This is a genomic window from Acinetobacter sp. 24-47-47, from assembly GCF_057737035.1.
This window is the reverse complement of sequence record NZ_CM173216.1, coordinates 2,880,173-2,895,792: the sequence shown is the minus strand read 5'-3', so window position 1 is coordinate 2,895,792 and position 15,620 is coordinate 2,880,173. Positions and strand designations below refer to the sequence as shown.

At 41.8% G+C, this 15,620-nt stretch carries 12 protein-coding genes and 1 riboswitch; of the genes, 11 read left to right on the top strand and 1 reads right to left on the bottom strand.

Annotated elements, in window-relative coordinates:
• Window positions 1-81 precede the first annotated feature (81 nt).
• A complete protein-coding gene (ftsZ, locus tag AC1M9E_RS13610; protein WP_035265829.1) occupies window positions 82-1,260 on the top strand; it encodes a cell division protein FtsZ in 1,179 nt (392 codons plus the stop codon).
• Between the two features lie 123 nt (window positions 1,261-1,383).
• Complete coding sequence (gene lpxC, locus AC1M9E_RS13605; RefSeq protein ID WP_481607208.1) at window positions 1,384-2,286, top strand: UDP-3-O-acyl-N-acetylglucosamine deacetylase; 903 nt, start codon at window positions 1,384-1,386, stop codon at window positions 2,284-2,286.
• Between the two features lie 97 nt (window positions 2,287-2,383).
• Here lpxC and AC1M9E_RS13600 read toward each other — a convergent pair whose 3' ends face one another.
• Window positions 2,384-2,827, bottom strand: a complete 444-nt coding sequence (locus AC1M9E_RS13600) for a DUF721 domain-containing protein (protein ID WP_481607209.1) — start codon at window positions 2,825-2,827, stop codon at window positions 2,384-2,386.
• Window positions 2,828-2,934: 107 nt separating this feature from the next.
• On the opposite strand from AC1M9E_RS13600, the gene AC1M9E_RS13595 reads away from it, so the two are divergent.
• The 9 genes from AC1M9E_RS13595 to recJ all read left to right on the top strand — a co-directional run bounded on the left by AC1M9E_RS13595 (window position 2,935) and on the right by recJ (window position 15,592).
• The gene (locus tag AC1M9E_RS13595) at window positions 2,935-3,642 is read left to right on the top strand and encodes a M23 family metallopeptidase (RefSeq protein WP_481607210.1); all 708 of its coding nucleotides are present in this window, start codon (window positions 2,935-2,937) and stop codon (window positions 3,640-3,642) included.
• Window positions 3,643-3,964: 322 nt separating this feature from the next.
• Entirely contained in the window at window positions 3,965-6,667 is a 2,703-nt protein-coding gene (gene aceE, locus AC1M9E_RS13590) for a pyruvate dehydrogenase (acetyl-transferring), homodimeric type (RefSeq protein ID WP_092766512.1), read from the top strand.
• A gap of 2 nt (window positions 6,668-6,669) precedes the next feature.
• Window positions 6,670-8,646 (top strand): 2-oxo acid dehydrogenase subunit E2, encoded by a 1,977-nt coding sequence (locus AC1M9E_RS13585; protein ID WP_488224859.1) that lies wholly within the window; start codon window positions 6,670-6,672, stop codon window positions 8,644-8,646.
• 89 nt (window positions 8,647-8,735) lie between these two features.
• Window positions 8,736-8,882: riboswitch (yybP-ykoY riboswitch) on the top strand.
• Between the two features lie 75 nt (window positions 8,883-8,957).
• On the top strand, window positions 8,958-9,533 hold the full coding sequence (locus AC1M9E_RS13580) for a TMEM165/GDT1 family protein (RefSeq protein WP_035265818.1): 576 nt from the start codon (window positions 8,958-8,960) through the stop codon (window positions 9,531-9,533).
• Window positions 9,534-9,747: 214 nt separating this feature from the next.
• Window positions 9,748-10,113: a YkgJ family cysteine cluster protein gene (locus tag AC1M9E_RS13575; protein WP_179999146.1), complete on the top strand. Its 366-nt coding sequence runs from the start codon at window positions 9,748-9,750 to the stop codon at window positions 10,111-10,113.
• Between the two features lie 177 nt (window positions 10,114-10,290).
• Window positions 10,291-11,757, top strand: coding sequence for an IMP dehydrogenase (gene guaB / locus AC1M9E_RS13570; protein WP_035265814.1), 1,467 nt, complete (start codon window positions 10,291-10,293; stop codon window positions 11,755-11,757).
• A 125-nt stretch (window positions 11,758-11,882) separates the two neighbouring features.
• Entirely contained in the window at window positions 11,883-13,217 is a 1,335-nt protein-coding gene (gene glmM / locus AC1M9E_RS13565; RefSeq protein WP_035265813.1) for a phosphoglucosamine mutase, read from the top strand.
• A 14-nt stretch (window positions 13,218-13,231) separates the two neighbouring features.
• The gene (gene pdxH, locus AC1M9E_RS13560; protein ID WP_481607213.1) at window positions 13,232-13,888 is read left to right on the top strand and encodes a pyridoxamine 5'-phosphate oxidase; all 657 of its coding nucleotides are present in this window, start codon (window positions 13,232-13,234) and stop codon (window positions 13,886-13,888) included.
• Window positions 13,889-15,592, top strand: coding sequence for a single-stranded-DNA-specific exonuclease RecJ (gene recJ, locus AC1M9E_RS13555; protein ID WP_481595746.1), 1,704 nt, complete (start codon window positions 13,889-13,891; stop codon window positions 15,590-15,592).
• Window positions 15,593-15,620 lie beyond the last annotated feature (28 nt).

The following is a 15,620-nucleotide window of genomic DNA, read 5'->3' as shown; positions in this document are numbered from 1 at the left end:
AAAAACAAATTTTTATTATTGAAGATCAAGGCAGTATACGGGCTTAAGTGACTGCCAAATTTATTAGGAAAAGTTAAGGTCATGGCTTCATTTGAATTTTTAGAAGATGAACAAACCGATAATAACGGTCAAGCCCGTTTTACTGTGTTTGGTGTTGGTGGCGGTGGTGGTAATGCCGTACAACACATGGTGCAATCTGATATCAAAGGCGTGAAATTTGTTTGTGCAAATACAGATAAACAAGCTTTGGATCGTATGAATGCGCCATTCAAAATCCAATTGGGCCAACAAAGTACGCGTGGGCTAGGTGCAGGAGCAAATCCTGATGTCGGTCAAATTGCAGCAGAAGAAAGTCGCGAATTAATCCGTCAGCATCTGGAAGGTGCAGATATGGTATTTGTTACTGCCGGCATGGGTGGTGGTACTGGTACTGGTGCAGCACCAGTCGTGGCTGAAATAGCACAAGAAATGGGTATTTTGACGGTTGGTGTTGTCACCACTCCATTTAACTTCGAGGGTCGTCGTCGTCAACGTTCTGCTGAAAAAGGGATCGAAGAACTTGAAAAGCATGTTGACTCATTGATTATCATTCCAAACCAACGCCTACTTAGCGTTTATGGTGATATCTCGATGCAAGATGCTTATCGCAAAGCGGATGATGTCTTGCTTAACGCGGTACGAAGTATCTTTGATTTAGTTGTGCGTCCTGGTCATATCAACCTTGACTTCGCCGATTTAAAAACAGCGATGAGCACACGCGGTTATGCGATGATGGGTGAAGGTAAGAGTAGCGGTCCAGATCGTGCTGAAGATGCAGCGCGTCTTGCGATTCGCAGTCCGTTGCTTGACAACGTAAATATTATGAACGCGAAGGGTGTTTTAATTAATATCACTGGCGGTAATGATGTTACCTTGCGTGAAACTGAAATTATCACAGATGTTGTCAATCAAATTGTTGATCTGGATGAAGGTGAAGTCTTCTTTGGTACAGTATTTGATCCAGATGCGCGTGATGAAATCCGTGTTACTGTGATTGCGACAGGTTTAACTCGTAATGCGAATGAAACGGAAGTGAAGCGCCGTGCGCCAGTGAGTGTAAACCCATCAGTTGGTGGACAAGCTGCTGCTTTGGATGAAGATGATGTTCCAGCAATCAGTAAACGTCAGAATCAAGAGAGTGTAGCCCCTGAGCCTTCTGCGGCGCCTCGATCTGCACCAATGAGCATTCAAGATTATCTTAAAAATCAACAGCGTAAATAACATGTAACATAATGTGTTTACGATGATCAAACAGAAAAGGTGGCGCTTATGCCACCTTTTTGATTTTTATCAATGGCTAAATGTGCTAACGTATACTAGATTTTAGATGAATATTGAAGAAACATGTTGAAACAACGCACCCTGAAACGAGTCGTGAAAGCGAGTGGTATCGGATTACACAGTGGGCAAAAAGTAATGATTAACTTTGTACCACATGTAGCTGATGGGGGTATTGTTTTTCGTCGTATTGATTTAAATCCGCCTGTAGATATTCCTGCTAATGCGATGCTGATTCAAGAAGCATTTATGTGTTCGAATTTGGTACAAGAAAATGCCAAAGTTGGGACTATCGAACATATTATGAGTGCGATTGCAGGTCTTGGTATTGATAATCTGATTATTGAAGTATCAGCTTCAGAAGTTCCAATTATGGATGGAAGCGCCGGTCCATTTATCTATTTACTCATGCAAGGTGAGTTGATGGAGCTAGAAGCGCCTAAAAAATTTATAAAAATATTAAAGCCTGTAGAAGCATTAATTGACGATAAGCGCGCTATTTTTAATCCGCATGATGGTTTTCAACTTAATTTTACAATTGATTTCGATCACCCAGCCTTTGCCAAAGAATATCAGTCTGCCAGTATTGATTTCTCAACGGAAACATTTGTTTATGAAGTCAGTGAGGCACGTACTTTCGGCTTTATGAAAGATTTGGATTATCTTAAGGCGAATAATTTAGCTTTGGGTGCTAGTTTAGAGAATGCAATTGGTGTTGATGATTCAGGTGTCGTGAACGAAGAAGGCTTACGATTTGCTGATGAATTTGTACGTCATAAAATATTGGATGCGGTGGGTGATCTTTATTTACTCGGACATCAAATTATTGCGAAGTTTGATGGTTACAAATCTGGACATGCACTCAATAATCAACTGCTTCGCAATGTTCAGAGTGATCCATCTAATTATGAAATTGTAACATTTGATGACGAAAAGTCTTGTCCAATTCAATATGTAAGTGTGATCTAAGTCATTGTCTTCAGGTTAAATGTTATAGTGTAACATTGTTAAGTGTGACTTAATTCGCCTTTAAAATAGTGAATGACGTTTAAATCAAATGGTCCTGTTACTTTTTATTGCTTGCCAAACGTATCATAGCTTGGCTAAGCTTAGGATCGTTCACAAAACTAGCAGCGTTGAGTAACATTTCTTGCGTTGTCGGACATAAAGAAGTTTTGGAATTTTCAGTTTGTGTTTGGGGAATTTCTTTTTTTGCTCGAATACGAACTTGGATTTTTTGTAAATCTTTGAGTTCAGGTATTTGTGATAACTGAGAAATATACTGTTTTTGAAGGTAACCGAGTTGACTAATCATGGCTTGATTTTCACCGGTGATGGTCAAAATACCGTATTGATAACAGACAACTTGCCATTGTTCATTTTTGGGCAATAGCGGTTGAATTAATTTTGTAAGTCTCTGCCAGTCAGCAACTTGCTTTGTGAGAAACGATAAGTTTCCTGTTTTTATGTGTTGTCTTGTTTGTTGAAACATATTTTTTGGTTCTGACATACATTGTTCCTACATTGTTTTGTCTTAATCTTAAACGCTTGTTTCTTTCGATATCAAGGAAGAGATCACACAAGAGACTTGAGTAAGAACAGTTTAATGAGGTTTATATGTATACGCGACGTATTTTATTAGCGTTTTCTTTAGCAGCTTCAGCAGCTTCGGTTGCATTTGCAGATTTAGTTCAATTAGATGCCACACAAGCCTCCAATCCTGATCGATTGGAAGAGTTAACAAGAACACTATCACAAGGTTCTTATAGTCATCCTGATGACATGGACATTCCAGCGACAGCACAAGTCGATGTGACAGTTCGAGCGAAGGCGGATCCAATCGAATTAAATAATGCGCTGCTTAATAGTAAATACCCTGCTCAAAAAACTACAACGACAAGTTCAAATCGTTACTCTTCAAATAATGCATATTCATGGTTAGTGACACACCCACTTCCAAGTGGTCGTGTCAGTTCAAATTATGGCGGCCGAACAATGGGCGGACGTGCTGAAAACCATTCTGGTTTAGATCTTGCTGCACCAACAGGAACTCCAATATATGCAACTGGTCCAGGTATAGTGACCAAATCAGGTTGGGGTACAGGTTATGGTCAATATGTTGAAATCAACCACGGTAATGGGTATATCACACGATATGCACATGCTTCACGCTTGATTGCTAAAGTAGGTGATAAAGTCACTGCTGGTGAGCATATTGCCAATGTGGGTTGTACTGGACGTTGTACTGGTCCTCACTTACATTATGAAGTGGTCAAAGATGGTCAGCGTAAAAACCCTTCAACTTACCTAGCGATGTTGCCTTAATTAATTATCAAACCTCATTAATACACATCTATCCTCATTAATACACATCCATTGTTAAGTCGTTTGAATAAATCGCCAAGCAAAGTCTTGGCGATTTTCGTTTTTGCTGTCAGGTCACCTGATTAAATTTAAGATTAGAATAAAGCTTTGTATAAAAAAACAGCAATATTGGCGTTTTAGTGTTAATTTGTGTAATAAATGGTCAAGTACTATTTATTATCGAAATATTAGTCTAATGTCGTATTCATTTATAGCCATAACTGCGTATCGCGAAAATATGTTAAATATAGGGCATACAAATAGGCATGAATATAGGTGTAATATGGCGTATTACGGTGATACCGACGCACAAGAAACCCAAGAGTGGCAGGACGCTTTTGACTCTGTTTTACAGCATATGGGGACGGAAAGAGCAGCCTTTCTTCTTGAAAAACTGTATCAACGTGCGATTGCGAAACATGTTCCCATTCAGCGTCTAAATACTCCTTACTTAAATACGATTTCAGTAGAAGAGCAACCTGCAATGCCTGGCGATCCAGATATGGAGCGCCGAATTCGTGCTTTGATTCGTTGGAATGCTTTAGCAATGGTGCTTCGCGCCAATAAAACAGGCGACGATCTTGGTGGTCACTTAGCCAGCTTTGCATCTTCTGCAACTTTATATGATGTTGGCTTTAACCATTTCTTCCGTGCGAACAGTGATAACTTCGGCGGTGACATGATTTATTATCAAGGTCACTGTGCACCAGGGATTTATGCGCGTTCATTCTTGGAAGGTCGTTTAACTGAAGAGCATCTAAACAATTTCCGTCGTGAAGTTGATGGTATTGGTTTGCCTTCGTACCCACATCCATACTTAATGCCAGACTATTGGCAGTTCCCAACGGTATCGATGGGTCTGGGTCCAATCATGTCCATTTATCAAGCACATATTCAAAAGTACTTGATGAACCGCGGTTTGATTAAAGAAGAAGATCGTAAGGTTTGGGCTTATCTTGGCGATGGTGAGATGGATGAGCCAGAAAGTACTGGTGCAATCTCGTTGGCAGGTCGTGAAAAGTTAGACAACTTGGTTTGGGTTGTAAACTGTAACTTGCAACGTTTAGATGGTCCAGTTCGTGGTAATGGTAAGATCATCCAAGAACTTGAGTCTTTATTCCGTGGTGCAGGTTGGCGCGTGATTAAAGTAGTATGGGGTCGTCATTGGGATCCACTACTTGCTAAAGATGAATCTGGTGCGCTTAAAGCCATTATGGAAGAAGCTGTAGATGGTGATTATCAGCGTTATCAAGTGAAAGGTGGTGCTTATACACGTGCGCACTTCTTTGGTAAATATCCTGAAGCTGAAGAGTTAGTTAAACACTTAAGTGATGAAGATATCGATAATTTAAATCGTGGCGGTCACGATCCTTACAAAGTATATGCTGCTTATGCAGAAGCCATGAAATCTACAGGTCAGCCAACGGTTATTCTCGCGAAAACTGTTAAAGGTTACGGCTTATCTGAAGAAATTGAAGCGGTCAATAAAACGCATCAAATCAAGAAAATGCAACTTGAATCGCTTAAATATGTACGTAACCGTTTCAACTTGCCATTTACCGATGAGCAACTTGAAGAAGTTCCATTTTATCGCCCAAGTGAAAACTCGCCTGAAATTAAGTATATGAAGGCTCGCCGTGAGGCATTAGGTGGTTACTTACCAGCACGTCGTAAAGAGAGCGAATCTTTAGCGATTCCTGAGTTGTCTGTATTTGATGCAGTGTTAGCTGGTTCTAATGGTAAGCAACAATCAACGACCATGGTGATGGTACGTTTAATCTCTGCACTACTGAAAGAAAAAGCAATTAAAGACCGTGTGGTACCAATTGTTCCAGATGAGGCGCGTACTTTCGGTTTAGAAGGGATGTTCCGTCAATTGGGCATTTATGCCGCGCACGGTCAAAAATATACCCCTGAAGATCAAGAGCAGTTGATGCATTACCGTGAAGCGAAAGATGGTCATATGCTTCAAGAGGGGATCAATGAAGCAGGTGCGATGAGTGCTTGGGCTGCTTTAGGAACAAGTTATTCAACCAATAACCTTCCTATGATCCCGATGTACATGTATTACTCAATGTTTGGTTTCCAACGTATTGGTGATATTGCATGGGCGGCAGGTGATGCACAGGCGCAAGGTTTCTTATTGGGGGCAACTGCTGGTCGTACTACGCTGAATGGTGAAGGTCTACAGCATCAAGATGGTCACTCACATATTCTTGCGAATACGATTCCAAATTGTATTTCTTATGATCCATGTTTCGGATATGAACTTGCGGTGATTGTACATGACGGTCTAAAACGCATGTATGTGGATCAGGAGCGTGTGTTCTATTACTTAACTGTAATGAATGAGAACTATGAGCATCCAGCGATGCCACAAGGTGCTGAAGAAGGCATTAAACGTGGTATGTATTTACTTGAGGAAGATGAAAAAGCCACAGTTCAGCTTTTAGGTTCAGGTGTAATTCTGCGTGAAGTGATTAAAGCGGCTCAAATCTTACGTGATGAATATCAAATTCATTCGAATGTCTACAGCGTAACAAGCTTTAATGAGCTTGCGCGTGATGGTATGGCGTGCGAAGAATATAATCGTTTACATCCACTTACTGAAGATGTAAAAGAAGCATGGGTGTCGAAGCAGTTGCGTGGTACGAAAGGTATCGTCGTTTCTGCAACAGATCATATGCGTGCTTACAGTGAGCAAATTCGCGCTTACCTTCCAGATAACCGTCCATTTGTAGCATTAGGTACAGACGGTTATGGTCGCTCAGATACACGTGCAAAACTTCGTAGCTACTTTGGTGTAGATGCTGCACATATTGTTGTTGCGACACTGAAGAAACTTGCTGACGAGGGTGAAGTAGATGCGCGTCTAGTTAAAGATGCGATTTCTAGCTTTGAATTAGATACTGACCGTCCAGTCGCTTGGGCACCTCAAACAACGCCTGAACTTCACGCTGTAGCTGACTACAAAGAGGAGAACTAAGCATGCAAATTACGACTCCTGATATTGGTGTAGATAAAGCTACAGTGGCTGAAATTTTGGTCAAAGTGGGTGATACGATTAGTGTCGATGACAGCATTGTTTTGTTGGAGTCTGACAAAGCATCTGTTGAAGTGCCAAGCACTTCAGCAGGTGTGGTGAAAAGTATTTTGGTGAGCCTTGGTGACGAAGTTGCTGAAGGTGCGGTTTTGGTAGAGCTTGAAGCGGAGGGGCAAACGTCATCTGAAGCACCTACAGCACAAGTTGAAGAATCGAAAGCACAAGCTCAAGCAGAACCTGTAGCCCAATCTCAAGTGGAAGCACCAAAAGCAGCAACGGCATCTGAAACTGTTGATGTTCAAGTACCAGACATTGGTGTTGAAAAAGCCACTGTGGGTGAGATCTTGGTTGCTGTTGGCGACGAAATTGATGCCGATCAAAGTATCATAGTCGTTGAGTCAGACAAAGCAACAGTCGAAGTTCCAAGTGCTGTTGCGGGTACAGTTGAATCGATTGAAATTTCAGTTGGTGATACAGTGAAAGAAGGTGTTGTGATTCTGAAAGTGAAAACAGCAGCTTCAGTATCAACCGCGGCGCAAGCTGCTGCAGAAACTGCATCGTCTTCTGCTCCAGCTGCAGAAGCACCACCTGCAGAATCAACAAAAGCGACAGTTGCTTCAGCGCCAGCAGGTAAAGTTGAGATTGCTGTCCCTGACTTAGGTGTAGACAAAGCTGCTGTAGCTGAAATTTTAGTGGCTGTTGGTGATAAGGTTGAAAAAGACCAAAGCATCATTGTGGTTGAATCGGACAAAGCGACCGTTGAAGTACCAAGTACTACCACAGGTGTGATTACCGCAATTCATATTGAATTGGGTCAAAACGTGTCTGAAGGCGTGGCTTTAGTTACGATTGAAGCTGAAGGTCGAGTAACCCCAGTTACAGAAGCCCCTGTAGCAGCACCAGTGAGTACAAAAGCGGAAGCACCAAAAGCAGTCCCTGCGCAAGCTGCTGCTCCTGTACAAACAGCTGCTCCTTCAGCAGATAAGCTGACCAAAGAGCAAAATGCAGCAAATGCTAAAGTATATGCTGGTCCTGCGGTACGTAAGTTGGCGCGTGAGCTTGGTGTTGTGTTGGCAGAAGTGAAAGCTTCTGGTCCACATGCACGCTTAATGAAAGAAGACATCTTTGCGTATGTGAAAACACGTTTAACTGCACCAGCACCTGTAACTGCTGCACCGACAGTTGCTGCACCAGCAGGATTGCCTAAATTACCAAGTTTTGATGCCTTTGGTGGTGTAGAAGAAAAAGCGTTAACACGTTTACAGCAAGTGTCTATTCCACAGTTGTCATTGAACAATTATATCCCGCAAGTGACCCAATTTGATGCGGCAGATATTACGGAGCTTGAAGCATGGCGTAATGAGCTTAAAGGCAACTTTAAGAAAGAAGGCATTAGCCTGACCATTATGGCTTTCATCATCAAGGCTGTAGCGCATTTGCTAAAAGAAGAGCGTGAGTTTGCAGGTCACTTGTCTGATGATGGCAAAACCGTATTACTGCGTAAAGAAATCCATATGGGCATTGCTGTTGCTACACCAGATGGTTTAACAGTGCCTGTGCTACGTAATCCAGATCAAAAATCAATTAAGCAAATCGCAGTTGAACTCGGTGAGTTGGGTCAAAAAGCACGTGATAAGAAATTGTCACCGAAAGATCTGCAAGGTGCCAACTTCACGATTTCAAGCCTAGGCGCAATTGGTGGTACTGCATTCACTCCGCTTGTCAACTGGCCGCAAGTGGCAATCTTGGGTATTTCACCTGCAACGATGCAACCTGTGTGGAATGGACAAGGTTTTGATCCACGTTTAATGCTTCCATTGTCATTGTCTTATGACCATCGTGTCATTAATGGTGCTGATGCTGCTCGATTTACCAATAAATTGACGAAGCTGCTTAAAGATATTCGTACATTGCTTATCTAATTATTTTTAAAAGCATTTTGGATGCAGAATCAAAACCTCACTTCGGTGGGGTTTTTGTTTGTAAAAACAAAAAGCCAGGCTTATAATGGAGAAACTTCATTGGGGAGTAGCCGCTGTTCTGCAACAGAACAGGTGATGGTCAACATATTTGCTCTAAAACGAGCATGGTCATCATAGCAAAGAACCAAATGAGCTCCTTTCGAGCTTTCTTTCTTTTGTTGGCAAGACCTTTGATTTACCATTCTGCAGATTTTTGGCTAGCAGGGGTGGTGGGTCATTGGTATTTGTTATGCTAGCCAGAGAAAGACATCATGTATGAATTCCTTCTGTCTACAGGTATCGTCGCATTAGCTGAAATGGGTGATAAAACCCAATTGTTGGCTTTACTTCTTGCTGCACGTTTTCGTAAACCCGTTCCAATCTTAATTGCTATTTTGTTAGCGACAATTGTCAATCATGGGGTTTCAGCTGCTCTAGGACAATGGGTTACAACAATTTTAAGTCCCGAGATCCTCATGTGGATTCTAGCAATAGGATTTATTGCTATGGCTGCTTGGATGTTGGTCCCTGATGAATTAGAGGATGAGTCAGGTAGTATTCAAAAATGGCAAAAATTTGGCGTTTTTGGAGCGACATTTATTTTATTTTTCTTGGCTGAAATTGGCGACAAAACGCAGATTGCGACAGTGGCACTTGCTGCACGTTTTGACAGTATCTGGTGGGTGATGGCTGGAACGACATTAGGTATGATGATCGCTAATGCGCCGGCAGTATTTATTGGTGATAAATTGGCGAATCGATTACCTATTTCCTTGATTCACAAAATTGGCGCAATAATTTTCCTTGTCATTGGTGTGGGCACTTTAGTGCAACACTATTGTTTATAAATGGTTGTATACGCATAAAGATCTGAATCTTCAAAAGATTTAGTTTATTTATAAATAGTATTGAAATAATGCACCATGAAAGTGATTCATAATGGTGCATTTTTTAATGGAAGTTATTGATTAGTAAATAAATATAATAAAAATAAATCTTGTTTTTGAAATTAAATTTTTTTAGGATTTCGTCACTAAAAAATTATTTTTAAGAGATTTAAAAATGCTCTCTCAGATTTCTGCACAGGATGCGTGTTTAAGTTGTGGTGCTTGTTGTGCCTATTTCCGTGTTTCATTTTATGGTGCGGAAGCGATGAACATCCCTACCGAGATGGTTGAGGATATTAACCCTGTATATGCTTGTATGGTGGGGACGAATCAAACTAACCCGCGATGCGTTGCTCTAGAAGGAGAAATAGGGAAGCAGGTCTCTTGCTCGATTTATACGGTTCGCAGTTCATCGTGTAGAGAGGTCCAAGCCGGAGATGCGCAATGTGCCAAAGCTCGACAAGCCCATCATCTGATCCCATTAATTGATATTGAAATTGTTCCATCGTCGAATGATGACGATTACGATCAGGTCAGTTAATTTGAATGATTTAAAATATGTTTCTGTTTTATATGCTCTTATTATGATTTTCTCGGATAGTAAATTGTATAAAAATAGGGGTGATGGGTAAATTTCATAAAATTGTCGATAATAAGAAATGAAATTTACCTTAAAATTTGTATATAATGGCGCACGGAAATTACCAGTGAGACTGTTATGTTGACCATCGTTCAAGACGCGTTAACTTTTGATGATGTCCTATTACTCCCTGCCTACTCTACTGTTCTCCCAAAAGATGTCTCTCTAAAGACACGTTTAACTCGCGGCATTAATTTGAATATCCCTCTTGTGTCTGCAGCAATGGATACGGTGACTGAATCCCGTATGGCAATTGCAATGGCACAAAATGGCGGTATTGGTATCCTTCATAAAAATATGGATATTGCAGCGCAAGCTGCTGAAGTACGCCGTGTTAAAAAATTCGAAGCAGGCATGGTGAAAGATCCAATTACAGTAACCCCTGAAACGACTGTGCGTGAGTTAATCGCAATTACGCAAGCGAACAATATCAGCGGTGTGCCAGTGGTGAAAGATGGCAAAGTAGTTGGTATTGTGACAGGTCGTGATACACGCTTTGAAACTAATCTTGAACAGCCAGTAAGCAACATCATGACTGGTCAAGATCGTTTGGTCACTGTTCGCGAAGGTGAATCGAAAGAAAACATTCAGGCACTTCTTCAAAAAAATCGCATTGAGAAAGTGATTGTTGTTGGCGAAAACAACGAACTAAAAGGTTTAATCACTGTAACAGATTTTAATAAAGCTGAGCTTTATCCAAATAGCTGTAAAGATGACTTAGGTCGTTTACGTGTGGGTGCTGCAGTTGGTACAGGTGTAGAAACTCCAAGCCGTGTTGAAGCATTGGTTGATGCGGGTGTTGACGTGATTGTAGTCGATACTGCACATGGTCACTCTGCTGGTGTTATCGAGCGCGTACGTTGGGTTAAAGCCAATTACCCACAAGTTCAAGTCATTGGCGGTAACATTGCGACTGGCGATGCTGCATTGGCTTTACTTGATGCAGGCGCAGATGCTGTGAAAGTAGGTATCGGTCCTGGTTCAATCTGTACGACTCGTATTGTTGCAGGTATTGGTATGCCACAAATTTCGGCGATCGATTCTGTTGCTAACGCACTGAAAGATCAAATTCCATTGATCGCAGACGGTGGTATCCGCTTCTCAGGTGATATGGCAAAAGCGATCGGTGCAGGTGCAAGTACGATTATGGTGGGTTCTTTACTTGCTGGTACTGAAGAAGCACCAGGCGAAGTTGAATTCTTCCAAGGTCGTTATTACAAAGCTTACCGAGGAATGGGTTCATTGGGTGCAATGGCGGGTGCAACAGGTTCTGCGGATCGTTATTTCCAAGACTCTAAAGCAGGTGCTGAGAAGTTGGTTCCAGAAGGTATTGAAGGCCGCGTACCTTACAAAGGGCCAATGGGCAACATCGTGCATCAAATGATGGGTGGTTTACGTTCATCTATGGGTTATACAGGCTCTGCAGTGATTGAAGATCTTCGTCAAAATGCGAAATTCGTGAAAATCACGTCTGCGGGTATGTCTGAATCACACGTTCACGATGTGACCATTACTAAAGAAGCACCGAATTACCGTGTTGGTTAATTGCCTGTTATAAAACAATTTTTAAAAAAAACCGTCATGTAAATGACGGTTTTTTTATTTTGGTGTAAAGTGGTGCGCATTGAAAAAGGATGATGTTAATCACCCGCTAAGAAGTGAGAGAATGAATGAGTTATTTTGGTACTGATGGTATTCGTGGGAAATTCGGTGTATTTCCAATCACACCTGAGTTTGCACTCAAATTAGGGTTTGCTGCGGGTAAAGTACTTAAGCGTAGAACAAAAAGAAATAAACCGATTGTGGTGATGGGCAAAGATCCTCGTTTATCAGGTTATATTTTAGAAGCGGCTTTACAATCGGGTTTAAACGCAGCTGGTGTTTATGTGCATTTATTGGGTCCATTACCTACGCCTGCCATTGCTCATTTAACTCGTGCTTTGCATGCCAGTTTAGGGATTGTCATCTCAGCTTCACATAACCCTTATCATGATAATGGCATTAAGTTTTTTTCTTCAGAAGGAAAAAAATTACCAGACGAGTTTCAAGATGAGATTAATGCTGAACTCGAGAAAGATATTGTCATTGATGATATTGCGAGTCTAGGAAAAAGTGTGCGTGTTGATGATGCTCCAGGTCGTTATATTGAATTTTGTAAATCAACGTTCCCATACCATTATGATTTAAACAATTTAAAGATTGTTGTCGACTGTGCCAATGGAGCAGCATATAACGTGGGTCCTGCGGTATTCCGTGAGCTCGGTGCCAAAGTGATTGCGATTCATAATGAACCGAATGGTTTGAATATTAACCAAGGCTGTGGCTCAACTCATCCTGAGAGTTTGCAAGCTGCTGTTGTTGAGCATCAAGCAGATTTGGGTATTGCATTTGATGGCGATGCAGATCGTGTCATTCTAGTGGATCAGAATGGAAAGCTGATTGATGGCGATCATATTCTATATATCTTGGCGACACAAAGTGCCAATAAACCAGCCGGTATTGTCGGTACGCTCATGAGCAATATGGCACTTGAATTAGCACTTGAAAAAGCAGAAGTTCCACTGCTACGTGCCAAAGTTGGTGACCGTTATGTACTGCAAGGTTTAGAGGAAAACGGTTGGGTTATTGGTGGTGAACCTTCAGGTCACATTTTAACTCTAGACAAGAGCACCACAGGTGATGCGATTATTGCAGCCCTACAAGTCTTAACTGTCATGGTTGAACAGAAGAAAGCATTGCATGAGTTGGTTGCTGACTTTAAATTACTGCCAAACGTGCTTGTAAATGTCCGTTTAGATGCAATGTTTGATCCATACTCAGTACCTGCATTGGCTGCAGAATTTGCCAAAGCCGAAGCGCAACTTAAAGGTCGTGGTCGATTACTGATTCGTAAGTCAGGGACTGAACCTGTAATTCGTGTGATGGTTGAAGGTGACAATCTTCAAGAAGTGACTGCACTGGCACATGCTTTGGCAGATGCTGTACGTGCTAATGCAGCAGCTTAATCGGGGATTGACTCATGAGTGATTTGATTAAAGATCTCAGTGAACTGCGCCTAAATTATCAAAAAGGCGAATTACATGAGGATCAAGTGAATGCTGATCCACATGAACAGTTTCTATTGTGGTTTAACGATGCGTTAGAAGCTCAGCTTCACGAACCGTATGCCATGTCATTGGCTACGGCAAATGCCGATGGTCGACCGCACGTACGTACCGTATTACTTCGAGGTGCGGATGAAAATGGTTATGCGTTCTATACCAATTATGACAGCCAAAAAGGACTTGACTTAGTAGCCAATCCTTATGCGCAAATTCTGTTTTATTGGGCAGAACAAGAACGCCAAATTCGCATTTCAGGTCGAGTGGTAAAAATTTCGGAACAAGAATCCGCTGATTATTACCATAAGCGTCCGCGTGATAGTCAAATTGCAGCGCATATTAGTACCCCACAAAGTGGTGTGATTGCGAGCCGTGACGAGCTACAGCAACGCTTTAATGATTTGCATGAGCGTGTGGCAGATCAACAAACTTTAGATAAGCCTGGCTTCTGGGGTGGTTACCGTATAGAGCCAGATTATTATGAGTTCTGGCAAGGTCGCCCAAACCGTTTGCATGACCGTTTGTGTTATGAAAAAATCGACGGTGCGTGGAAATTACAACGATTGATGCCATAAATGCCAAAATTTGAAATCAAGCAACGTCCATTTTTAACACGCCCTGAAAATTTTCAGGGCGTGCCTTCATTTATTGCCGAAATTTTGGCACGTAGAGGCGTTGAATCTGAACAAGAACTAGAACTGAAATTAAAATACTTATTAGCGCCAACTATGAAGGGGTTAGATGCTGCAATTCAGTTGATCGACCAAGCCATTGATCAACACAAAAAAATTGTGATTGTCGGTGACTATGATGCTGACGGTGCGACCAGTACAGCACTGATGATGCTTGCACTACGTGACATGGGGGCAGATGTTGATTATTTAGTCCCTGATCGCTTTAAGTATGGCTATGGTTTGACACCTGCTATTGCAGATCTTGCGTTTGCCAACTTTACGCCTGATTTGTTGATTACGGTCGACAATGGCATTTCAAGTCATGATGGAGTTAAGCAAGCTCAAGATCATGGGATGCAAGTAATTATTACCGATCACCATCTCACAACCAAGCCAACGCCTATGGCTGAGGCAGTGGTGAATCCGAATCAACTCGGTTGTGAGTTTCCAAGTAAAGCTTTGGCAGGAGTAGGAGTTGCCTTTTATGTGTTGGCGAACCTATCCAGTCATCGTAAAAAAATGGGCAAGTCTTTTGCACAAATGATCAGCTATTTGGATTTGGTTGCGCTTGGGACCTATGCCGATGTTGCCAGTTTGGACTATAACAACCGAATCTTAATCGACAGTGGTCTAAAGCGGATTCAACAAGGATTATGTCGCCCTGGGATTTCAGCCTTATTAGATATTGCCAAACGTGATCCTGCAGGACTGAAAGCGCAAGACTTAGGTTTTGTGATTGGACCGCGAATTAATGCGGCAGGGCGTATGGAAACCATGGATATTGGCATCGAATGTCTCTTGGCATCCGACTTGGCTACAGCATATCCTTTAGCGGAACAGCTGAATCAACTCAATGTGGAACGTCGTCAGGTAGAAGGTAAAATTAAACAAGAAGCATTGACTGCATTAGATCAAATTCAGCTAGATAAGGATGCAATACCTGCAGCGTTAATTATGTTTGAGCCACATTGGCATCAAGGTGTGATTGGAATTGTGGCAGGACGCTTAAAAGAGCAGTTCCATCGTCCGAGTATCGTTTTTGCCCGTGATGAAGATGGCATTCATATCAAAGGTTCAGCGCGTTCAATTGAGGGAATTCATATTCGGGATGCGATTGAGCGTGTGGCTGAGCAATATCCACATATTGTCAGTCACTTTGGTGGGCATGCTGCAGCTGCAGGTCTAACCATTAAAAAAGAACATTTTGCTGAATTTAAGCAGGTATTTGAGCAGTTGATTGCCAGTCAAGATGAAAGTCTGTTTACTGCAACCTTATGGACGGATGGGGAGTTGCCAGCTTCAGCTTTCCAAATTGAAACGGTGGACGTATTACAAAATTTAAGTCCTTGGGGGCAAATGTTTCCTGCGCCTGTATTCGAGGGAGTATTTAAAATTTTGGATTATCGCTGGCTTAAGGATGTGCACTTGAAACTGCGTGTAGCTTTAGAAAATGGTCAAGTGGTAGAGGCAATCGCCTTTAACGCAGCAGATAAATATCAGTTTGATCCGATGCTCAATGAAATTCGCTTGGTCTATGAGCTGGATAAAAATACCTTTAATGGCAATACCAGTTTACAAATGCGCATTGTACATATGCATCAATAAAAAACCGCTCATTAGAGCGGTTTTTAGC